At 71.6% G+C, this 21,452-nt stretch carries 15 protein-coding genes and 1 pseudogene; 9 read left to right on the forward strand and 7 right to left on the reverse strand.

Annotated features, from left to right (window positions below):
• The first annotated feature begins 45 nt into the window (after window positions 1–45).
• Window positions 46–981: a DMT family transporter gene (locus Sri02f_RS12865; RefSeq protein WP_245970616.1), complete on the forward strand. Its 936-nt coding sequence runs from the start codon at window positions 46–48 to the stop codon at window positions 979–981.
• Window positions 982–1,022: 41 nt separating this feature from the next.
• On the opposite strand, the gene Sri02f_RS12870 is transcribed toward Sri02f_RS12865, so the two are convergent.
• Complete coding sequence (locus tag Sri02f_RS12870; protein WP_109001293.1) at window positions 1,023–4,019, reverse strand: bifunctional [glutamine synthetase] adenylyltransferase/[glutamine synthetase]-adenylyl-L-tyrosine phosphorylase; 2,997 nt, start codon at window positions 4,017–4,019, stop codon at window positions 1,023–1,025.
• Window positions 4,020–4,175: 156 nt separating this feature from the next.
• Here Sri02f_RS12870 and Sri02f_RS12875 point away from each other — a divergent pair, with 156 nt between their 5' ends.
• Window positions 4,176–4,610, forward strand: a complete 435-nt coding sequence (locus tag Sri02f_RS12875) for a VOC family protein (protein ID WP_109001294.1) — start codon at window positions 4,176–4,178, stop codon at window positions 4,608–4,610.
• 85 nt (window positions 4,611–4,695) lie between these two features.
• On the opposite strand, the gene glnA2 is transcribed toward Sri02f_RS12875, so the two are convergent.
• Window positions 4,696–6,057: a gamma-glutamylpolyamine synthetase GlnA2 gene (glnA2, locus tag Sri02f_RS12880; RefSeq protein WP_109001295.1), complete on the reverse strand. Its 1,362-nt coding sequence runs from the start codon at window positions 6,055–6,057 to the stop codon at window positions 4,696–4,698.
• A gap of 416 nt (window positions 6,058–6,473) precedes the next feature.
• Window positions 6,474–6,905 (reverse strand): annotated as a pseudogene (locus tag Sri02f_RS12885) (RrF2 family transcriptional regulator); the annotation flags it as partial.
• Between the two features lie 229 nt (window positions 6,906–7,134).
• Here Sri02f_RS12885 and Sri02f_RS12890 point away from each other — a divergent pair.
• From Sri02f_RS12890 to Sri02f_RS12905, 4 genes are all read left to right on the forward strand, one after another.
• Window positions 7,135–7,806, forward strand: coding sequence for a thioredoxin-like domain-containing protein (locus tag Sri02f_RS12890; protein WP_109001297.1), 672 nt, complete (start codon window positions 7,135–7,137; stop codon window positions 7,804–7,806).
• An 11-nt stretch (window positions 7,807–7,817) separates the two neighbouring features.
• Window positions 7,818–8,414, forward strand: coding sequence for a DUF305 domain-containing protein (locus Sri02f_RS12895; protein WP_109001298.1), 597 nt, complete (start codon window positions 7,818–7,820; stop codon window positions 8,412–8,414).
• Between the two features lie 244 nt (window positions 8,415–8,658).
• Complete coding sequence (locus Sri02f_RS12900) at window positions 8,659–10,560, forward strand: S53 family peptidase (protein ID WP_245970617.1); 1,902 nt, start codon at window positions 8,659–8,661, stop codon at window positions 10,558–10,560.
• 134 nt (window positions 10,561–10,694) lie between these two features.
• Window positions 10,695–12,734 (forward strand): NAD(+) synthase, encoded by a 2,040-nt coding sequence (locus Sri02f_RS12905; RefSeq protein WP_109001300.1) that lies wholly within the window; start codon window positions 10,695–10,697, stop codon window positions 12,732–12,734.
• A gap of 683 nt (window positions 12,735–13,417) precedes the next feature.
• On the opposite strand, the gene Sri02f_RS12910 is transcribed toward Sri02f_RS12905, so the two are convergent.
• The 4 genes from Sri02f_RS12910 to Sri02f_RS12925 all read right to left on the reverse strand — a co-directional run bounded on the left by Sri02f_RS12910 (window position 13,418) and on the right by Sri02f_RS12925 (window position 18,299).
• A complete protein-coding gene (locus Sri02f_RS12910; protein ID WP_109001301.1) occupies window positions 13,418–14,641 on the reverse strand; it encodes an MFS transporter in 1,224 nt (407 codons plus the stop codon).
• 108 nt (window positions 14,642–14,749) lie between these two features.
• On the reverse strand, window positions 14,750–15,811 hold the full coding sequence (locus Sri02f_RS12915; protein ID WP_109001302.1) for an endonuclease/exonuclease/phosphatase family protein: 1,062 nt from the start codon (window positions 15,809–15,811) through the stop codon (window positions 14,750–14,752).
• Between the two features lie 182 nt (window positions 15,812–15,993).
• Complete coding sequence (locus tag Sri02f_RS12920; protein ID WP_109001303.1) at window positions 15,994–16,626, reverse strand: TetR/AcrR family transcriptional regulator; 633 nt, start codon at window positions 16,624–16,626, stop codon at window positions 15,994–15,996.
• Window positions 16,627–16,706: 80 nt separating this feature from the next.
• Window positions 16,707–18,299: an MFS transporter gene (locus Sri02f_RS12925; RefSeq protein ID WP_109001304.1), complete on the reverse strand. Its 1,593-nt coding sequence runs from the start codon at window positions 18,297–18,299 to the stop codon at window positions 16,707–16,709.
• A 178-nt stretch (window positions 18,300–18,477) separates the two neighbouring features.
• On the opposite strand from Sri02f_RS12925, the gene panB reads away from it, so the two are divergent.
• From panB to Sri02f_RS12940, 3 genes are all read left to right on the forward strand, one after another.
• Window positions 18,478–19,344 carry a 3-methyl-2-oxobutanoate hydroxymethyltransferase gene (gene panB, locus Sri02f_RS12930; protein WP_109001305.1) on the forward strand — a complete coding sequence of 289 codons (867 nt, stop codon included), beginning with the start codon at window positions 18,478–18,480 and terminating at the stop codon, window positions 19,342–19,344.
• A gap of 238 nt (window positions 19,345–19,582) precedes the next feature.
• The gene (locus Sri02f_RS12935; RefSeq protein WP_109001306.1) at window positions 19,583–20,608 is read left to right on the forward strand and encodes an ATP-binding cassette domain-containing protein; all 1,026 of its coding nucleotides are present in this window, start codon (window positions 19,583–19,585) and stop codon (window positions 20,606–20,608) included.
• Window positions 20,605–21,426: an ABC transporter permease gene (locus tag Sri02f_RS12940; RefSeq protein WP_109001307.1), complete on the forward strand. Its 822-nt coding sequence runs from the start codon at window positions 20,605–20,607 to the stop codon at window positions 21,424–21,426. The genes Sri02f_RS12935 and Sri02f_RS12940 overlap by 4 nt, the downstream gene beginning before the upstream one ends.
• Window positions 21,427–21,452: the final 26 nt, after the last annotated feature.

Below are 21,452 nucleotides of genomic sequence, written 5' to 3' on the forward strand. Positions count from 1 at the left end.
ATCTCGGCCACCGTGGACGGCATGCCCCTCCCCTCCACTCTCCGCATGGCTGCGCTCGCCCTCTTCTGGGGCTCGGGCTTCCTCTGGATCAAGCTCGCCCTCACCCACGGTCTGACCCCGGCCCAGATCACCATCGCCCGCTGCGCGCTCGGTGCGGCCGTCCTCCTCGTCCTGGCGCGCCGGGCCGCCCAGCGCCTCCCCCGCTCCTGGACGACCTGGCGGCGCCTCGTCGTGGCCGCCTTCTTCTGCAACGCCGTTCCCTTCGCCCTCTTCGCGCTGGGCGAGCAGCACCTCGACTCGGGCCTCGCGGGCGTCCTCAACGCGACGACACCGCTGTGGTCCCTGCTCATCGGCATCACCTTCGGCGCCGAACGGATCACCCACCCCGCCCGCCTCACCGGCCTGCTCCTGGGCTTCGCCGGAACGGTGCTGATCTTCGCCCCCTGGCGCCACGGGGGCCTCCTCACCTGGCCTGCCCTGGCCCTGCTCGCGGCGGCCGCCAGCTACGCGGTGGCCTTCGCCTACATGGCCCGCCACCTCACGACCCAGGACGCGCCCCTGGCGATGTCGGCGGCCCAGCTCCTGACAGCCACGGGCCTGAGCACCCTGGCCCTCCCCGCGGCCGGTCCCCTCCACCCGGACGCCACCGCCCTGCTGGCCGTCACCGCCCTGGGCGTCCTGGGCACGGGCGTGACCTTCTACCTCAACTACCGCCTGATCGCGGACGAGGGTCCCACCGCGGCGGCCACCGTCGGCTATCTGCTCCCGGTGGTCTCCGTGACGCTCGGCGCGACGCTCCTGGACGAACACATCGGCCCCCGCGTGCTGACCGGTATGACGGTCGTCCTCGTGGCGGTGGCCCTGACCCGCACCGGCGGGCAGCGCGCCACGGTCCGTCGCCCCGTTGACGACCGCCGAGGACGCGGGACGCGGGACCCGGCACCCACAGCCCCGGCCCCGGCCCCGAGGCTTGAGGTCTGAAGCTTGCGGCTGATGGTCGACGGGACCGCGGTTCCCCGCCCCTACCCCCCGTAGAACAGCTCGTCCACGACTCCCCGGGCCAGGCGGGCAGTTCGCCGGTAGTCGTCGAGCATGTCCCCCACCCGTCCGGGGCCGTATCCCAAGTACCGTCCCACGGCGACCAGTTCACGGGGGTCGGACGGGAAGGTGTCCCCGGCCCGCCCGCGCACCAGCATCACCGCGTTGCGCACCCGGGTGGCCAGCACCCAGGCCTCGTCCAGCGTCGCCGCGTCGTCCTGCGTGATGAGCCCGGCGGCCCGGGCGGCGGCGAGCGCCTCCCGGGTACGGGTGGTCCGCAGGCCCGCGGTCGACGCCCCGTGCCGCATCTGCAGCAGTTGCACGGTCCATTCGACGTCGGACAGGCCGCCCGGACCGAGCTTGGTGTGCAGCTTCGGGTCGGCGCCGCGGGGCAGCCGCTCCGCCTCCATACGGGCCTTCAGCCGGCGGATCTCCCGCACGGCCTCCTCGGAGAGCCCGTTCGCCGGATACCGCAGCGGGTCCGCGAGCGCGATGAACCGCCCTCCCAACTCCTCGTCCCCCGCGACGGGTTCGGCCCGCAGCAGCGCCTGCGCCTCCCAGACCAGCGACCACCGCCGGTAGTAGGCCTCGTAGGACTTCAACGTCCGCACGAGGGGACCGGACTTCCCCTCCGGACGCAGATCCGCGTCGACGAGCAGCGGCGGATCGGCGCTGGGGATCTGCAGCAGCCGGCGCATCTCGGAGACGACCTTGTTGGCGGCGTCGGCGGCCTCCCGCTCGTCGACGCCCTCCCGGGGCTCGTGCACGAACAGCACGTCGGCGTCGGACCCGTAGCCCAGCTCGTGGCCCCCGAAGCGCCCCATGCCGATGACGGCGAAGCGCGTCGGAAGGGCGTCCCCCCAGCCCTCCCGGACCACCGCGTGCAGGGTCCCGGCCAGGGTGGCGGCCGTCAGGTCCGACACGGCGCCGCCCACCAGGTCCACCAGGGCGCCCTGATCGGCCTCGGCGGGCTGCCCCTCGGTCCCGTACGAGCCGACGATGTCCACGGCGGCCGTGCGGAACAGTTCACGCCGTCGCACCCCGCGCGCCGCGGTGACCGCCTGCACGGCCCCGCCGGCCCGCTTCACCGCGGCGAGTATCTCCTGCTCCAACGGGCCTCGCGTGCGCGGCTCCAGCCTCCCGCTCTCCCCGTCGCCGAGCAGCGCCACCGCCTCCGGCGCCCGCATCAGCAGATCGGGGGCGAGCCGTCCGGCCGACAGCACGCGCGCGAGGTTCTCCGCGGCGGCCCCCTCATCCCTCAACAGCCGCAGATACCAAGGGGTCTTGCCCAGGGCGTCCGAGACCTTGCGGAAGTTGAGCAGCCCCGCGTCCGGGTCGGCGGAGTCCGCGAACCAGCCCAGCAGAACGGGCAGCAGGGTGCGTTGGATGGCGGCCTTGCGCGAGACGCCGGAGGCCAGCGCCTCCAGATGCCGCATCGCGGCCGCGGGATCGGCGTAGCCGAGCGCGATCAGCCGCTCCCGGGCGGCCTTGGCGCTCAACCTGGTCTCGCCCGGCGCGAGTTGGGCGACCGCGTCGAGCAACGGCCGGTAGAACAGCTTCTCGTGCAGCCGCCGTACCACGGCGGCGTGCCGCTTCCACTCACGTCCCAGCTCGGCCACCGGGTCGGCGCGCAGCCCGAGGGAGCGGCCGAGCCGGCGCAGGTCCGTCTCGCTCTCCGGCACCAGGTGGGTGCGGCGCAGCCGGTAGAGCTGGATCCGATGCTCCATCGACCGCAGGAACCGGTACGCGGCGTCGAGTTGCGTCGCGTCCGTCCGGCCGACGTAGCCGCCGGCGGCGAGCGCCTGGAGCGCGTCCAGCGTGGTCCCGCTGCGCAGCGAGCCGTCGGCCCGGCCGTGCACCAGCTGCAGGAGCTGCACGGCGAACTCGACGTCCCTGAGGCCGCCCGGGGCGAGCTTCAGTTCGCGGTCGATCTCGGCGGCCGGGATGTTCTCGACGACGCGGCGCCGCATCCTCTGCACGTCGACGACGAAGTTCTCCCGCTCGGCTGCCTTCCACACCAGGGGCTCGACGGCGGCGACGTACTCGGCCCCCAGCTCCAGGTCGCCGGCCACCGGCCGGGCCTTCAACAGGGCCTGGAACTCCCAGGTCTTGGCCCATCGCTGGTAGTAGGCGAGATGACTGCTGAGCGACCGCACGAGCGGTCCGTTGCGGCCCTCGGGGCGCAGATTGGCGTCGACGGGCCAGATGGACCCTTCCACCGTGGTCTCGGAACAGATCCGCATCATGTGCGAGGCGAGCTTGGTCGCGGCCCGCAGCGCCTTGTCCTCGTCGGCGCCCTCGACGGCCTCCCCGACGAAGATGACGTCGACGTCCGACACGTAGTTCAACTCGTGGCCGCCGCACTTGCCCATGGCGATGACGGCGAGCCGGCACAGCGCGGCGTCGTCGGGCGCGGCGGTCCGGGCCAGCCGCAGCGCCGCCCGCAACGTCGCCGTGGCGAGGTCGGCGAGCTCGGCGGCGGTTTCGGCGAGGTCGGTCGTCCCGCACACGTCACGCGCCGCGATGGACAGCAGACAGCGCCGGTAGGCGACCCGCAGCAGCACGGGATCCGTGGCCTCGGCGAGCCCCCGCTCGAACTCCTCGACCCCCGGATGCAGATCCCGGGGCTCGTAGGTGACGAGCGCCTCCCAGTCGCGCGGGTGGCGGGCGAGATGGTCGGCCAGGGCGGCGGACGCGCCGAGCACCCCCAGCAGGCGGTCGCGCAGCGGCTTGGCCGCGATCAGCGTGTCCAGCAGTTCCTGGCGGGCGGTGGGGCCGGGCTGCGCCTCCAGCAGCCGGACGAGGCCGTGCAGCGCGAGATCGGGGTCGGCGGTGGCCCCGAGGGCCTCCAGGAGAAAGGGGTCGTCCCGCACCGGGGACAGCTCGGGCCCGTCCAGCAGCCGCTCGGCGGCGGACGGATCGGTGAAGCCGTGCCGCAGCAGCCGTGTGAAGGTGCTGCTCCTGCGCCCCGGCGCCATCATCCCCGGCCTCCTCCTGCGATCAAGCTCGTCCGCAGACGAGCGTAACCCGCACGTCCACCTGGCGCTGCGGGCCGGATTCCGGTTCTGTGGGGAACGGCATGCCGGGCCTCTTCCGCGGAGGCGCCGTGACAAAAGGACGGACAAGGGGAGTCATCCATGAACATGTCGCTCGAGGTGATCCTGCTGCCGGTGTCGGACGTGGACCGGGCCAAGGAGTTCTACCGCGACAAAGTCGGTTTCCACGTCGACATCGACGGCGAGGTGATGGAGGGCGTGCGGATCGTGCAGCTCACCCCGCCCGGATCGGGCTGTTCGATCGCCCTGGTGGACGGCCTGCAGGTCCCGACGGGCGCGCCGCAGCCGGGCACGTACCACGGCATGCAGCTGTGCGTGACCGACGCGAAGGCGGCGTACGAGGAACTGACCGCCCGGGGCCTCGAGGTCAGCGAGCCCGTACAGCTCGCCCCGCGGGACGGAGGGACCTTCCTGTACTTCAAGGACCCGGACGGCAACGGCTGGGCGATCCAGGAGTACCGCCGCCGCGAGACGGAGCCGCTCCACGAACTCCTGGCGAACCAGGCCACCGGCTGACCCCGCGAAAAGCGGCGGGCTGTGGCCACCGACGACCACAGCCCGCCCGCACCACGGAGGAGCCGCCACAGCGGCAGCCCCGGCCCTACAGCACCGGCAGGTTCTTCCGCAGCTCGAAGGCCGTCACCTCGGAGCGGTACTCCTCCCACTCGCTCTTCTTGTTGCGCAGGAAGAAGTCGAAGACGTGCTCGCCGAGCGTCTCGGCGACCAGGTCGCTGCGCTCCATCAGGGTCAGGGCCTCGCCCAGGTTCTGCGGGAGCGGCTCGATGCCCATGGCACGGCGTTCGGCGTCCGACAGGGCCCAGACGTCGTCCTCGGCGCCCGGCGGGAGCTCGTAGCCCTCCTCGACGCCCTTGAGGCCGGCGGCGAGCAGCATGGCGTAGGCCAGGTACGGGTTGGCGCCGGAGTCGATGGAGCGGACCTCGATGCGTGCCGAGCCGGTCTTGCCGGGCTTGTACATCGGCACGCGGACCAGGGCGGAGCGGTTGTTGTGGCCCCAGCAGATGTACGAGGGGGCCTCGCCGCCGGCGCCCGCGGTGCGCTCGGAGCCGCCCCAGATGCGCTTGTAGGAGTTGACCCACTGGTTGGTGACCGCGGCGATCTCGGCGGCGTGCTTCAGCAGACCGGCGATGAAGGAGCGGCCGACCTTCGACAGCTGGTACTCCGCGCCCGACTCGTAGAACGCGTTGCGGTCGCCCTCGAAGAGGGAGAGGTGGGTGTGCATGCCGGAGCCGGGGTGCTCGCTGAACGGCTTCGGCATGAACGTCGCCTGGACGCCCTGCTCCAGCGCGACCTGCTTCATGACCAGGCGGAACGTCATGATGTTGTCGGCCGTGGAGAGGGCGTCGGCGTAGCGCAGGTCGATCTCCTGCTGGCCGGGGGCGCCCTCGTGGTGGGAGAACTCGACCGAGATGCCCATCGACTCCAGCATGGTGATCGCCTGGCGGCGGAAGTCCATGCCGACGTTGTGGGGGGTGTGGTCGAAGTAGCCGGAGTTGTCGGCCGGGGTCGGCCGGGAGCCGTCGGTCGGCTTGTCCTTGAGCAGGAAGAACTCGATCTCCGGGTGGGTGTAGAAGGTGAAACCCAGGTCGGAGGCGCGCGCGAGGGCGCGCTTGAGGACGTAGCGGGGGTCGGCGAAGGAGGGCGAGCCGTCCGGCATGAGGATGTCGCAGAACATGCGGGCCGTGCCGGGGGCCTCCGCCCGCCAGGGCAGGACCTGGAAGGTCGACGGGTCCGGCTTGGCGATCATGTCGGACTCGTAGACCCGGGCGAAGCCCTCGATCGCGGAGCCGTCGAAGCCGATGCCCTCGTCGAAGGCCTGCTCCAGCTCGGCGGGGGCCACGGCGACGGACTTGAGGAAGCCCAGAACGTCCGTGAACCACAGCCGTACGAACCGGATGTCGCGCTCCTCCAACGTCCGGAGCACGAACTCCTGCTGCTTGTCCATCTTCCGCTTCCCCATCCTTGCTGGTCAGGCCGCCTGTCTCCCGTCCCACGAAAGAGGCGGTCGGGCACCTGAGCATCACACCACGCCGGCGTTTCATCCGCGTTGCGGACCATGATCGCCTCGGCGACCCCGGCCTGAACGACTCGCGTCCGGCGGATGTACTGCTCTGCAGCCCATCTTGCCTGCTCGCACCGGCATCCGTAATGCCCGGCCCCCTCCGTCTCGGCCCGCCACTCGAATTGCACCCCGTGAGCGGTACCGCGCCGGAGCGTCCGTGGCCGCGGGGTGTCCCGTCATCCGCGGATGTTCGGGGCGTCCGGTGCGGCGGCGTCCGGTGCGGCGATGTCCGGTGAGGCGGTGTCCGGGGAGGGACCGCCGGGCTCGGAGACGTCAGGGCGGTGCGGCCGGGCGGGCGGGGAGATGCCGAGCAGCAGCGGCCCCGTCGGGTCCGCCACGATGTCCGCGAGCGTGATCGGGTCCAGGGACGCGAAGAACGCCTCCTGGGCCCGGCGCAGGGCGCCCCGCAGCCGGCAGGCCGACCGCAGGGGGCAGGGAGTGCTTCCCTCGCAGTCGACGACGTCGCCGTCGCCCTCGAAGGCGCGCACGATCGCGCCGACGGAGGCGGTACGGCCCCGCTCGGTCAGCGCCAGGCCCCCGCCCCTGCCCCGGCGGGCCTCCAGCAGGCCCAGGTGCTGGAGCTCGGCCACGACCTTGGCCGTGTGCGTGTAGGGGACGTCCATGGCGGCGGCCACATCACGGGTGGTGGGGGTGGCGGCCGGGTCGTCGCCGGTCACCGCGAGCCGCATGAGGACGCGCAGTGCCAGGTCGGTGGATCGCAACAGCCGCATGCACCGAAGCGTAGATAATGCGCATCTCCGCTTCAAATTATGCGCGGGCTCCGGCCGTGTGGCTGTAGCCGGTCTACGAGTTTCCCCGTTCCCCCCTTACGATCAGCTGACCCGCACGCCCGTACGCCCGTACGACCGCGCGTCAGTACGAGTTCGTCAGTTCGTCAGTGCGTCAGTGCCTCAGCAGCGCCCGACCGTCCCGCCCCCTTTCCCCAGAAGGACAGGCCTCATGGGTTCCGCCAGCCAGAACACCAGCGCCACGCGCAAGGAGCGCATAGAGGAGATGCGGCGGGCCGAACAGGCCCGTGAGCGGCGCAACCGGTTTCTCGTGATCACGGGCAGCGTCGTCGCCGTCGCCGCTCTCGTCGCGGGCGGGGTGTTCGTCGTCAAGTCGCAGTCCAAGGACGACGGCGCCGACGCCAAGTCGTCGTCCTCGTCGTCCTCCGGAAAATTCACCACCGGGGCCGACGGGGTCAGGACGTGGAACGGCAAGCTCGGGCGCACGCACGTGGCCAAGCGGGTCAAGTACCCGACGGAGCCGCCCGTCGGCGGCGACCACAACCAGGTGTGGATGAACTGCGACGGCGACGTCTACGCCAAGGCGATCGACAACATGAACGCCGTGCACTCGCTGGAGCACGGCGCGGTCTGGGTGACGTACAACAGCAAGGCCGCCAAGGCCGACGTCGAGGCGCTGGCCGCCAAGGTCGAGAAGACGCCGTACACGCTCATGAGCCCCGACGACGACCAGGCCGACCCGATCATGCTCACCGCGTGGGGGCACCAGCGCACGGTGACGAGCGCGAACGACGCGAACGTGGCCAAGTTCTTCGAGAAGTTCGTGCAGGGTGCGCAGACGCCCGAGCCCGGCGCGGCGTGCACGGGCGGTCTGTCGCAGTGAGGTACGCGGGAGTGGCGGTCGCCGTGGCCGGAGTGCTCGTCGCCGCGGGGGCCGTCACCTACTCGGTGGCCGGGGAGGGCGGGTCGAGTGCCGAGGCGCCCGCCGCCGGCTCCGCGGACGCCGGGTTCGCCCGCGACATGGCGGTGCATCACCAGCAGGCCGTCGAGATGTCGTACATCGTGCGCGACCGGACGACGGACGTCGAGGTGCGGCGGCTCGCGTACGACATCGCGCAGACGCAGGCCAACCAGCGCGGCATGCTGCTCGGCTGGCTCGATCTGTGGGGGCTGCCGAAGGTGTCGTCGGACGGGCCGATGGGCTGGATGGGCATGGCGGGCATGAGCGGCGAGGACGGCGCGCTGATGCCGGGAATGGCCACCGACACCGAGCTGAAGAAGCTCGGGACGCTGAACGGCAAGGCGGCCGAGGTGTTCTACCTGCAGCTGATGACCGCACATCACAAGGGCGGCATCCACATGGCCGAGGGATGCGTGCAGAAGTGCACGGTGGACGTGGAGAAGCGGCTCGCGCAGGGCATGGTGGAGGCCCAGCAGTCGGAGATCGGCCTGATGACGGACCTGCTGAAGGCGCGCGGGGCCAAGCCGTAGCCGAGCGCGGAAGGCCGAACCACGGCCCCTCGGCCAATCCATAGGGTTTTCCCTCGACTTCACGGACGTATCCGTCAAATCCGTCCAGCAAGCGGTCACTTGGGCGCTTCTTGGTGTTCGCATGCCCCAGGCATGAAGTGTTCGTCGTAAGAGTGGCCAGCACGTCGAGTGATCCACTCGCGTCGAACCACATACAGGGGGTCCTATGAGATCCAATCGCGCCGCGCTGCGCGCCGGAGCGAGCATGGCAGCGACACTGCCCATGATCGCCGGCGCGCTGGCGCTCGGCATACCCGCGGCTCACGCCGCGGACAGCCCGGCCCGTGACACGCTGGCCGGGACCAAGCCCGCGTGGGCCACGGCCAAGGCGGACAAGGGCGCGACCGCGGACAGCGCCCAGGTCTCCGCTCGCGTCTACCTCGCGGGACGCGACGCGACCGGCCTCGCGCAGTACGCGAAGTCGGTCTCCGACCCGAGCTCCGCCGCCTACGGCAAGTACCTCTCCGCCGAGCAGGCGCAGGCCCGCTTCGGGGCGACCGACGCCCAGGTGGCCGCGGTCAAGTCGTGGCTGACGGCGGCCGGTCTGAAGGTGACCGGCACCAGCCGGCACTACGTCTCCGTCAGCGGTGACGTGGCCGCCGCCGAGAAGGCGTTCGGCACCCAGCTGCACAACTTCGCCAAGGGCTCCAAGACCTACCGCGCCCCGGCGAAGAGCGCGACGGCTCCGGCGAGCCTGGACGGCGCCGTCCTGACCGTCACCGGTCTGGACAACGCGCCCCACAAGGCCGCTTCCAAGGACCAGCTGCCGCCGCCGGACGCGGTGTTCAAGAACTCCGGGCCGTTCTCCTCGTACTTCGGCTCCAACACCGCGAGCAGCCTCCCGTCGGCCTACGGCAAGAAGATCCCGTACGCCGTGCAGGGCTACACCGGCAAGCAGTTGCGGTCCGCCTACGGGGCCGGGAAGTACACCGGCAAGGGCGTGCGCGTCGCCATCACCGACGCCTTCGCCTCGCCGACCATCGCCTTCGACGCGGCGACGTACGCGAAGGCGCACGGCGACGCGTCCTGGAAGACCGGGCAGCTGCGCCAGGTCCTGCCGGCGAACTACACGAAGACCGAGGAGTGCGGGGCGGCCGGCTGGTACGGCGAGGAGACCCTCGACGTCGAGGCCGTGCACGCGGTCGCGCCGGCCGCGAACGTCACGTACGTGGGCGCCGCGTCCTGCTTCGACGACGATCTGCTCGACTCGCTCAGCAAGGTCGTCGACAACCACCTGGCCGACATCGTCTCCAACTCGTGGGGCGACATCGAGGCCAACCAGACGCCGGACCTGGCGGCCGCCTACGACCAGGTCTTCCAGTTCGGCGCGGTCGAGGGGATCGGTTTCTACTTCTCCTCCGGCGACAACGGCGACGAGGTCGCCAACACCGGCACCAAGCAGGTCGACACCCCGGCCAACTCGGCGTGGGTGACGGCGGTCGGCGGCACCTCGCTGGCGGTCGGCAAGAACGACAAGTACCTGTGGGAGACCGGCTGGGGCACCGACAAGGCCCCGCTGTCGGCCGACGGCAAGAGCTGGACGGGCTTCCCGGGCGCGTTCACCTCGGGCGCGGGCGGCGGCACCAGCAAGACGGTCGCCCAGCCGTACTACCAGAAGGGCGTCGTCCCGAACGCGCTCGCCACGGCCAACAACGCCGCCGGCAACCGCGTCGTCCCGGACATCGCGGCGATCGCCGACCCGAACACCGGCTTCAAGGTCGGCCAGACCCAGACCTTCCCGGACGGGACCCAGCAGTACAGCGAGTACCGCATCGGCGGCACCTCGCTGGCGGCGCCGGTCATCGCGGCCGTGCAGGCTCTGGCCCAGGAGGCGCACGGCGGCGTGGCGATCGGCTTCGCCAACCCGTCGATCTACTCCAAGTTCGGGTCGCGGGTCTACCACGACGTCACGGACAACCCGACCGGGTCCGGGCTCGCGGTCGTGCGCGTCGACTTCGCCAACAGCATCGACGCGACCGGTGGTCTGCTGACCTCCGTGCGCAGCCTCGGCAAGGACAGCTCGCTGTCCGCCGTGAAGGGCTACGACGACGTCACCGGCGTGGGCACGCCCACGAACGGCTACGTGGAGTCGTACAAGAAGCACTGAGGCGCAGCCGGCAGGCGCCTTGAGGGGGCGCGGGGTAGGTCACCCGCGCCCCTTTGCCGCGCGTGGGGGGCGGCACACACCCCCCTCACCCCCCGCACCCCCGATCGCGTCGCTTTGACGATTACACTGGGTCCGTGCCTGACTCGAACTTCTGGTCCCTTTATCAGCATGGTTTCGCACGCGTCGCCGCATGCACGGGTCACACCGTCATCGCCGACCCGCCGGCCAACGCCGAGGCGGTCCTGCGCCACGCGCGCCGGTGCGCCGCTCAGGGGGTGGCCGTCGCCGTCTTCCCGGAGATGGTGCTGTGCGGCTACTCCATCGAGGACCTGCTGCTGCAGGACGCGCTGCTCGACGAGGTCGAGGCGGCGCTCCAGGAGGTGGTGGCCGGGTCGGCCGGTCTGCTGCCGGTCCTCGTCGTGGGGGCCCCGCTGCGGCACCGCAACCGGGTCTACAACTGCGCGGTGATCGTGCACCGCGGCCGTGTCCTCGGCGTCGTGCCCAAGTCGTACCCCCCGAACTACCGGGAGTTCTACGAGCGCCGGCAGATCGGCGACGGCGCCGACGAGCGCGGCGGGTCCGTCCGCGTCGGCGGCGAGACCGTGCCGTTCGGCGTCGACCTGCTGTTCACCGCGCAGGACGTCCCCGGTCTGGTGCTGCACGCGGAGATCTGCGAGGACATGTGGGTGCCGGTGCCGCCCAGCGCGGAGGCGGCCCTCGCCGGGGCGACCGTCCTCGTCAACCTGTCGGGCAGCCCGATCACGGTCGGGCGGGCCGAGGACCGCAAGCTGCTGTGCCGCTCGGCCTCCTCCCGCTGTCTGGCCGCGTACGTCTATGCCGCGGCCGGACTCGGCGAGTCGACCACCGACCTGTCCTGGGACGGCCAGGCCATGGTCTACGAGAACGGCTCGCTGCTCGCGGAGACGGAGCGGTTCCCGCTCGGCGACGAGTACGCGGTCGCCGACGTCGACCTCGACCTGCTGCGGCAGGAGCGGCAGCGGATGGGCACCTTCGACGACAACCGCCGTACGCACCGCGCGCGCACCGACGACTTCCGCACGGTCGAGTTCACGCTCGACCCGCCGTCCGCCGACCTGGGGCTGCGCCGCCGTCTGGAGCGCTTCCCGTTCGTGCCGGCCGACGCCGACCGTCTCGCCCAGGACTGCTACGAGGCGTACAACATCCAGGTCGAGGGCCTCCAGCAGCGCCTGGCGGCGATCGGCGGCCCCAAGGTGGTCATCGGGGTGTCCGGCGGTCTCGACTCGACGCACGCCCTGATCGTCGCCGCCCGCGCGATGGACCGCGCGGGCCGCCCGCGCAGCGACATCCTGGCCTGGACCCTGCCGGGCTTCGCCACCAGCGACCACACCAAGGACAACGCCCACAAGCTGATGAACTCGCTCGGCGTGACCGCGGCCGAGCTGGACATCACGCCCACCGCGCGGCTGATGCTGCGGGAGATGGGCCACCCGTTCGCCTCCGGCGAGCCGGTGTACGACGTCACCTTCGAGAACGTGCAGGCCGGTCTGCGCACCGACTACCTGTTCCGGCTGGCCAACCAGCGCGGGGGCATCGTGCTGGGCACCGGCGACCTGTCGGAGCTGGCGCTCGGCTGGTCCACGTACGGCGTGGGCGACCAGATGAGCCACTACAACGTCAACTCGGGCGTGCCGAAGACGCTGATGCAGCACCTGATCCGCTGGGTCGTCAGCAGCGGACAGTTCGACGAGGAGACGGGCAGGACGCTCGCCGCGATCCTCGACACCGAGATCAGCCCGGAGCTCGTGCCGGGCGAGGAGATGCAGTCCACCGAGTCGCGGATCGGCCCGTACGCGCTGCACGACTTCACGCTCTTCCATGTGCTGCGCTACGGCTTCCGGCCCTCGAAGATCGCCTTCCTCGCGTGGCACGCCTGGCACGACGCGGACGCCGGCGACTGGCCGCCGGGCTTCCCCGACGCCAAGCGGGTGGCCTACGACCAGGCCGAGATCAGGCGCTGGCTTGAGGTCTTCTGCCGTCGCTTCTTCGCGTTCGCCCAGTTCAAGCGGTCGGCGATGCCCAACGGGCCGAAGGTGTCGGCGGGGGGTTCGCTGTCGCCGCGGGGTGACTGGCGGGCGCCGTCCGACAGTTCGGCGGCGGCTTGGCTGCGGGATCTCGCGCGCTTCGACGAGTGAGGGGGTGACGACGGGTCGCCGTCGCCTCGTCGGCCTCCGCCCCCACCCGGCGAGGGGCTGCCGCCCGGTGGACCGGTGGGCCGGGTAGTCCGGTGGGCCGGGTAGTCCGGTGGGCCGGCAGTCCGTTGCCGGTGCACCGGAGGGCCATTGCCGGTAGCCCGGCAGGCGGTTGCCGTGCGCCGGTAGCCCGGCAGGCGGTTGCCGTGCGCCGGTAGCCCGGCAGGCGGTTGCCGTGCGCCGGTGGGCCGTTGCCCGTAGCCGGCAGGCCGTCGCCCATGGGCCGGTCGGCCGTTGCCCGCAGCCGGCAGGCCGCCGCCCATGGGCCGGTCGGCCGTTGCCCGCAGCCGGCAGGCCGCCGCCCATGGGCCGGTCGGCCGTTGCCCGCAGCCGGCAGGCCGCCGCCCATGGGCCGGTCGGCCGTTGCCCGCAGCCGGCAGGCCGTCGCCCATGGGCCGGTGGACATCTGGGGCCCGCTGTGGCTGGTCGCGCGGTTCCTCGCGCGCCTGAAAGGCCGGGGCTCCGCCCACTGCCCCCACACGCGCACGCACCCACCCGGCGAACGCCGGACAGGCCCGTGGACACGTGCAGGTCCGCTGCGGCTGGTCGCGCGGTTCCCCGCGCCCCTCGCGCGGCCGGGGCTCCGCCCCCGCCCCGCGCTCTTCCCGAGGGAGCCGGCGGAAGCGTCAGTGGTGGGCTTCCGCCTTCGCCGGGCGGGGCCGGTGGGCGGCGACGATCCGGTCGCGGGTGGCGGGCTGCGCGGTCCGGCGGGCGTCGACGGTGTACGCGATGCCCGCGACGAGCAGGCCGAGGGCGGCCAGGACCGCGCCGGCCAGCGCGGGCGAGGTGACGCCGAAGCCGGCGGTGAGGGCCAGGCCGCCGAGCCAGGCGCCGCCGGCGTTGGCCATGTTGAAGGCCGCCTGGTTGGCGGAGGAGGCGAGGGAGGGGCCGTCGGACGCCTTCTCCATCACCATCAGGTTCAGCGGCGATCCCGTCACGAACGCCGCCACGCCCAGCAGGACCACGGCCAGCGCGCCGCCCCACGCCGTCGTCATCAGCAGCGGGAAGAGGGCCAGGACCACGACCAGCGAGGTGAGGCCGGCGAACAGGGTCGGGCGCATCGCGCGGTCGGCGAGGCGGCCGCCCAGCAGGTTGCCGGCGGTCGCGCCGACGCCGAACAGCGCCAGCAGCAGCGTCACGCTGGAGTCGGCGAACCCGGCGGAGTCCGTCAGCATCGGCGTGATGTAGCTGTACGCGGAGAACAGCGCGCCGAAGCCGGCCACGGTGGTGCCGAGCGCCAGCCACACGGGCAGCGAGCGCAGGGCGGCCAGCTCGCGGCGCAGGCCGACGGCGGGCGCCTGGGCGTGGTCGCGCGGGATGAGCAGGGCCAGGGCGGCGATGGCCACCAGGCCGATCACGCTGACGCCGAGGAAGGTCGCACGCCAGCCGAGGTGCTGGCCCATGAGGGTGGCGACGGGGACGCCCGCGACGTTGGCGACCGTCAGGCCGAGGAACATCAGCGACACCGAACGGGCCTTGCGCTCCGGGGCGACCAGATTGGTCGCCACCACCGCGCCCACGCCGAAGAAGGCGCCGTGCGGCAGACCGCTGAGGAAACGGGCGGCCAGCAGCCAGCCGTCGTCGGGGGCGAGCGCCGAGAGCGCGTTGCCCGTGACGAAGAGGGCCATCAGGGACATCAGGACCGTGCGGCGCGACATCCGGGCCGTCGCGGCGGCCAGCAGGGGCGCGCCGATGACGACGCCCAGCGCGTACGCGGAGACGAGGTGTCCGGCCGCCGGGATCGAGATGTGCAGGTCGTCCGCGACCTCGGGCAGCAGCCCCATCATCACGAACTCGGTGGTGCCGATGCCGAAGGCACCCACGGCCAGGGCGAGCAGGGCCAGGGGCATGAAGAACTTGCCTTTCAGAGAGAGCGGATTCCGTCCATCATACGTTTCGTATGTTCAAGTACGGAACAAACTCTCCCCGGCCCGGTATTCCGGCGGGCGACGCCCCGGTTACGGTGTGGTGACCTTCACACGCGCCGCCACGGGCAGATGGTCGCTCGCCGTCTGCGGCAGCGTCCAGGAGGTGACCGGCTCCACGCCCTTCACCATGATCTGGTCGATCCGGGCCATCGGGAACGACGCCGGCCAGCTGAACCCGAAGCCGCTGCCCGCCGCGCCCTGCGTGGAGCGCATCTGCGAGGTCACGGCGTTGAGCGAACGGTCGTTCATGGTGCCGTTGAGGTCACCGAGAAGGATCACCCGGGTCAGCTTCTCGTCGGCGATCGCCTCGCCCAGCGCGTCCGCGCTCGTGTCGCGCTGCCGGGCCGTGAACCCGGCCCGCAGCTTCACCCGCACCGAGGGCAGATGGGCGACGTAGACGGCGACCTCGCCCTGCGGCGTCGCGACGGTCGCCCGCATCGCGCGCGTCCAGCCCAGCTTGATGTCGACGGGCTTCACGCCGTTCAGCGCGTACTTGCTCCACAGACCGACCGTGCCCTGCACCGAGTGGTACGGATACGTCGCCGCCAGCGCCTTCTCGTACACCGGCACCGCCGTGGCGGTCAGCTCCTCCAGGGCCACCACGTCCGCGCCCGACGAGGCGACGTCTCGGGCGGTGTCGGCCGGATCCGGGTTGTCCGCGTTGACGTTGTGGGTGGCGACGGTGAGGTCGCCGCCGCTGCCGGTCCGGTCGACGAGCAGTCCGCCGAAGAGATTCACCCAGACCACGGCCGGCAGGACGAGGGCGATCAGCGCGGTCGCCGACCTGCGCACCAGCGCGAGCACCAGCAGCACCGGGACGAAGACGCCGATCCAGGGCAGGAAGGTCTCCGTGAGACTGCCGAGGTTGCCGAACCGGTTGGGGATGCGCGAGTGCAGCAGCATCACCAGGGCGAGCGCCAGCGCGACGCCGGTGAGGACCAGACCGCGCCGCCAGATGCGCGGATCGCCGCGCCAGCCCGTCGACAGCCGGCCGACGAGGCGTCCGATCAGGCGCCGGAGCCGGGCTCCCCGAGGCTCGTGTCCCGAGCCGCCGTTGTCGTCCGTCTCCGTCATGTACGCCTGCTGCGCCATACCGTCGCCTCACTGCCTGCCGTGCACACCGTACGTCCCCCCGGGTACGACCCTAGGCGATGATCGGCTTCTTTCTCGCCGTCCCGTGACGGCCGTACGGGCAAGAGGACGAACGGGCCGCACTCCCGGGTTCCGGCCCAGGTCCGCGTGGCCCGGTCTGTGACGTAACGCGCACATTCGCGTTACGGAACGGGGGTGCTGACGGGGCGTAGCCCGGCCAGCAGCGTGTCGACGATGCGCTCGGGCAGGTACTCGGGCAGGTCGGCGTCGGGCCGCAGGACGGCGCGCACCAGCATCGGCCCGACGAACAGGTCGTTCACGAGATCGACGTCCACGTCGAGACGCAGTTCGCCGTTGCGCTGGCCCCGGCGCAGGACTTCGATCCCCAGCCTGCGCCGCGGTGCTATGACCGTGTTGTGGTAGGCGGCCCAGATCTTCGGGCTGCTCTTCATCTGGACCTGCACGTTGTGCAGGATGGCCGAGGAACGGTTGACGAGGCCTCGCCGGCGCAGCGACTCCAGCAGCACGATCAGGTCGTCGCGCATGGAGGTGCCGGGGAGTTCCAGGTCGTCGGGCTCGGCGGTGCGCAGGACGTCGACGAAGAGTTCCTCCTTGCCGCTCCAGCGGCGGTAGATGGCGGCCTTGCCGACACCGGCGGTGCGGGCGATGCGCTCGATGGAGATCTCGGCGAGCGACACGCCCTCCTCCAGCAGCTTCATCACGCCCTCGATGATGGCCCGTTCCACGGCCTCGCTCCGGGGCCGGCCCCGGACCGGCTGCTCCGCGGCTGTGCTGTCGGCGGGGCTCACATCCATCGTTCCTTTCGTCGCGCTGGGAGAATTGTCGCCCGGAGGGCGGGCGGAACGGCGACTCCCGGCCGCCCCGCCCCCGTCCGTCACGGCTTCGCCCGCGCCAACTCCTCCCTGTCCGCCTCCTCCTGGGCGGGCTTCGGCCGGCCCGGCAGGAAGACGGCCACCACGATCGCGCCCACGAGAGCCACGCCGGCCCCGCACAGCGCGGTGACGTGCATGGCGTGCAGGAACGCGTCGTGAGCCGGCACGACCAGCGCCCGGCCCTGGTCGCCGAGCTTGGCGGCGATCCCGAGGGTGGCCTCGATGGACTCGCCCGCCGTGTCGCGCAGGCCCGCCGGCAGCGTCCCGAGGTGGCCCTCGATGCCGTTCCGGTACGACGTCGACAGCACGGAGCCGAGGACGGCGATGCCGAGCGCGCCGCCGACCTGGCGGAAGGTGTTGCTCAGCGCGGAGGCGGAGCCCGCCTTCTCGCGGGGCAGCGCCTGCATGATGACGACGCTGGTCGGGGTCATGATGTGGGCCATTCCCGCGCCCATGAAGAAGAAGACGACCTCCAGGAGCCAGATCGGGGTGTCGGCGTCCAGGGTGGCGAACGCGGCCAGCGTCGCGGCCAGGACGAGCATCGCCGTCGTGGTCGTCGCCCGGATGCCTATGCGGTCGACGACGAGCCGGGCGCGCGGCGCGAAGATCAGCTGGGCCGCGGCCAGCGGCAGCAGCAGCAGGCCGGTCTGCAGCGGCGAGTAGCCGCGCACGCTCTGGGTGTAGAAGACCGAGAAGAAGGTCACGCCCATCAGCGCGAAGAAGACCAGCGCGATGACGGAGATCGCGGCCGAGAACACCTTGTTCTTGAAGTAGTCCATGTCCACGGACGGGTGGTCGCTGCGCTTCTCGAACACCACGAACGCGGTCAGGACGGCCAGGCCGCCCCCGATGGTCGCCAGCACCGTCGGGTCCGTGAAGTCGGCCAGTTCGCCGCCCTTGATGATGCCGTACACGAGCAGGACGAGGCCGACCACAGACAGGACGACGCCGACGAGGTCGACGCGGCCGGGCTTGGGGTCACGGGATTCCGGGACCAGCCACAGCATCAGCCCGAACGCGAGGATCACGATCGGCACGTTGATCAGGAAGACCGAGCCCCACCAGAAGTGTCCGAGCAGCAGTCCGCCGGTGATGGGGCCTATGGCGATGGCGAGGCCGACGCCGCCGGCCCAGATGCCGATCGCCTTGGGCTGCTCCTCGCGGTCGAAGACGTTCATCAGGACGGCCAGCGTCGCGGGCATCACGAAGGCCGCGCCGAGGGCCATCAGCGCGCGGAAGGCGATGAGCTGGGTGGGCGAGCCGGACTCGGCGGCGAGCGCGGAGCCGATGCCGAACACCGCCAGTCCCCCGAGCAGGACCTTCTTGCGGCCGATACGGTCGCCGAGGAGCCCGGCGGTGAACAGCAGCCCCGCGAAGACGAGGGTGTAGGCGTTGATCGCCCATTCCAGCTCGCTCTGGGTGGCCCCGAGGCCCGTCGGAGCGGGCGTCGAGATCGTCTTGATCGCGACGTTCAGGATCGAGTTGTCCAGCACCACGATCAGCAGGCTCAGCATCAGGACGCCGAGGATCGCCCAACGACGCCGGTGCACCGCTTCCGGTATGCGCGGAGCGGTGGGGACGGCAGGAGTAGTCATGACGTCGAGCCTAGAACACTTCCGATACGGAACCGTCTCGTATCGATTCCACAGCCGTGTTTCTTACTGAGGCTTTACCCACAGGGGGCGCTCTGGCCCTCCCTGGCACGAGGTGCCACCATGGGGGTGGTCCGGGGACGCCGTGAGGGCGCCCCGAGATGACGAAGGAGCCGTTGCAATGACGCAGTTCTCGGCTGCCCCGACGAAGCCCACCGACGGCAGCAAGGCGCTGTACGGGGGCAAGGGCACACGCCGTATCACCGTCCGCGACCTCGCGCTCGCCAAGGAGCGGGGCGAGAAGTGGCCCATGCTCACCGCGTACGACGCGATGACCGCGTCCGTCTTCGACGAGGCCGGGATCCCCGTGATGCTCGTCGGCGACTCGGCGGGCAACTGCCACCTGGGGTACGAGACGACCGTGCCCGTCACCCTCGACGAGATGACCATGCTGTCGGCGGCGGTCGTACGGGGCACCTCCCGCGCGCTGATCGTCGGCGACCTGCCCTTCGGCTCCTACCAGGAGGGGCCGGTGCAGGCCCTGCGCTCGGCGACCCGTCTGGTCAAGGAGGCCGGCGTCGGAGCCGTGAAGCTGGAGGGCGGCGAGCGCTCGCACCGGCAGATCGAGCTGCTGGTGGAGTCCGGCATCCCGGTCATGGCGCACATCGGCCTGACCCCGCAGTCCGTGAACTCGATGGGCTACCGGGTGCAGGGCCGCGGCGAGGAGGCGGCCGCCCAGCTGCTGCGGGACGCCAAGGCCGTGCAGGACGCGGGCGCGTTCGCGGTGGTGCTGGAGCTGGTGCCGGCGGAGCTGGCGGCCGAGGTCACCCGCGTGCTGCACATCCCGACGGTCGGCATCGGCGCCGGCCCGGAGACCGACGCGCAGGTGCTGGTGTGGACCGACATGCTCGGGCTGACCGGCGGCCGGGTCCCGAAGTTCGTCAAGCAGTACGCGAACCTGCGTGAGGTCATGGGGAACGCGGCGAAGGCGTTCGCGGAGGACGTCGTCGGCGGAACCTTCCCGCTGGACGAGCACTCCGTCCACTAGAGCCCACTCCGCACCACGACAGCCCGCCGATCGTCCCCCGTCGGCGGGCTGTCCCCGTTGTGCGCCCGCACCGGCGTCTCCTCGCGCCCGGACCGGATCCGCTCTCGCGGAGGCGGTCGAGCGCCGCCGTGGTTCCCCGGCCGGTGGTCGCGGCCCGCGTCGGGGATCTGTCGGTGGCGTCGGCCGCTGTCGGTGACCTGTCGGCGGTTTGTCGGCGGGGGGCGGCACTGTTGCCTCCATGACGCGAATCGACAAGAACCCCCGAGGCGCGACGAGCGCCGTGACCGTTCGGGGGCTGGTGAAGCACTACGGCGAGACCAAGGCCCTGGACGGGGTCGACCTGGACGTGCACGAGGGCACCGTCATGGGGGTGCTCGGGCCGAACGGCGCCGGGAAGACCACCCTCGTACGGATCCTGTCCACCCTGCTCGCCCCCGACAGCGGACGCGCGACCGTCGTCGGCTACGACGTCGTCCGCCAGCCCCGGCAGCTGCGCCGGGTCATCGGGCTCACCGGGCAGTACGCGTCCGTGGACGAGAAGCTCCCCGGGTGGGAGAACCTCTATCTCATCGGACGGCTGCTCGACCTCTCCCGCAAGGACGCCCGGGTCCGCGCCGACGAGCTGCTGGAACGGTTCTCCCTCACGGACGCGGCCAAGCGCCCGGCGAGCACGTACTCCGGCGGCATGCGACGCAGGCTCGACCTGGCCGCGTCGATGATCGGACGTCCGCAGGTGCTGTTCCTGGACGAGCCGACCACCGGACTCGACCCCCGCACCCGCAACGAGGTCTGGGCCGAGGTCAAGCGGATGGTCGGCGACGGGGTGACCGTCCTGCTCACCACCCAGTACATGGAGGAGGCCGAGCAGCTCGCCTCCCAACTGACCGTCGTCGACCGGGGCAAGGTCATCGCGAACGGCGCCATCGAGGAGCTGAAGGCGAAGGTCGGCGGCCGTGCGCTGCGGGTCCGCCCGGCCGACCCGGCGCAGCTGCGCCCGCTCGCCGCCTGGATCGACGACCTGGGCATCACCGGGCTCGCCACCACGGCCGTGGACGCCGGGCGCGGCTCGGTCCTGGTCCCGGTCCTCAGCGACGAGCAACTGACGGCCGTGGTCGGCGCGGTCACCGCCCGGGGCATCACGCTGGCCTCCATCACCACCGAACTGCCCAGCCTGGACGAGGTGTTCCTGTCCCTGACCGGCCACCGGGCCGGCACGGCGGCCGACGCCGCGACCGCCGACACCCGCGAGGAGGTCTCCGTATGAGCGCCACGACCGTTCCGATCGCCGACATCGAGGCGGACGCCCGCATCCCGCTGCGCGGCCACCTGCGCCACACCGGGGCCCTGATGCGCCGCAACCTGCTGTGGATCCGGCAGGACCCGGAGTCGATGTTCGACGCGCTGCTGATGCCGATCGTCTTCACCCTGCTCTTCGTGTACGTCTTCGGCGGCTCGATCGGGCAGGCGCTGGGCGGCGGCCAGGACGGCTACATCCAGTACGTGATCCCCGGCATGATCGCGATGATGAGCATGACGCTGTCCCAGGGCGTCGGCACCGGCTTCAGCCAGGATTTCAACTCCGGTGTCATGGACCGTTTCCGCTCGCTGCCGATCGGGCGCGGCTCGGTGCTGTTCGCGAAGATCTCGGTGGAGATCGTCCGGATGCTCTTCGCGACGGCCGTGCTGATGATCGTCTCCGTCCTGGTCGGGTTCGACATCGAGAGCTGGCCGGGACTGTTCGCGGCCGTGGGTCTGTCCACCGTGTTCGCCTCGTCGATCATGTGGGTGTTCCTCACCCTGGGCGTGGTCCTGAAGAGCGCGCAGTCCGTGCAGGCCATGGGGTTCCTGGTGCTCTTCCCGCTGCAGTTCGGCTCGTCGATCTTCGCCCCCACCGCGTCGATGCCGGGCTGGCTGCAGGCCTTCACCGACTACAACCCGCTGTCCGCGCTCGCGGACGCGGCGCGCGGTCTGATGACGGGCGGCCCGGTCGCCCACGGCCTGTGGGTCACGCTGGCCTGGTCGGTCGGGATCACCGCGCTGATGGCGCCGGTCGCCATCCACAAGTTCCGCACCAAGAGTTAGGCCGTGCCCGGCCCAGGCGCACCGGT

Source organism: Streptomyces rishiriensis (genome assembly GCF_003112535.1).
GTDB classification, from domain to species: domain Bacteria; phylum Actinomycetota; class Actinomycetes; order Streptomycetales; family Streptomycetaceae; genus Streptomyces; species Streptomyces rishiriensis.

Coding starts and splice junctions, on each gene's coding strand:
- Sri02f_RS12920 (WP_109001303.1), bottom strand. CDS start 16,626: ATGGATGTGAGCCCCGCCGACAGCACAGCCGCGGAGCAGCCGGTCCGG.
- Sri02f_RS12910 (WP_109001301.1), bottom strand. CDS start 14,641: ATGCCCCTGGCCCTGCTCGCCCTGGCCGTGGGTGCCTTCGGCATCGGC.
- Sri02f_RS12935 (WP_109001306.1), top strand. CDS start 19,583: ATGACGCGAATCGACAAGAACCCCCGAGGCGCGACGAGCGCCGTGACC.
- Sri02f_RS12925 (WP_109001304.1), bottom strand. CDS start 18,299: ATGACTACTCCTGCCGTCCCCACCGCTCCGCGCATACCGGAAGCGGTG.
- Sri02f_RS12915 (WP_109001302.1), bottom strand. CDS start 15,811: ATGGCGCAGCAGGCGTACATGACGGAGACGGACGACAACGGCGGCTCG.
- Sri02f_RS12875 (WP_109001294.1), top strand. CDS start 4,176: ATGAACATGTCGCTCGAGGTGATCCTGCTGCCGGTGTCGGACGTGGAC.
- panB (WP_109001305.1), top strand. CDS start 18,478: ATGACGCAGTTCTCGGCTGCCCCGACGAAGCCCACCGACGGCAGCAAG.
- Sri02f_RS12940 (WP_109001307.1), top strand. CDS start 20,605: ATGAGCGCCACGACCGTTCCGATCGCCGACATCGAGGCGGACGCCCGC.
- Sri02f_RS12865 (WP_245970616.1), top strand. CDS start 46: ATGGCTGCGCTCGCCCTCTTCTGGGGCTCGGGCTTCCTCTGGATCAAG.
- glnA2 (WP_109001295.1), bottom strand. CDS start 6,057: ATGGACAAGCAGCAGGAGTTCGTGCTCCGGACGTTGGAGGAGCGCGAC.
- Sri02f_RS12890 (WP_109001297.1), top strand. CDS start 7,135: ATGGGTTCCGCCAGCCAGAACACCAGCGCCACGCGCAAGGAGCGCATA.
- Sri02f_RS12900 (WP_245970617.1), top strand. CDS start 8,659: ATGGCAGCGACACTGCCCATGATCGCCGGCGCGCTGGCGCTCGGCATA.
- Sri02f_RS12870 (WP_109001293.1), bottom strand. CDS start 4,019: ATGATGGCGCCGGGGCGCAGGAGCAGCACCTTCACACGGCTGCTGCGG.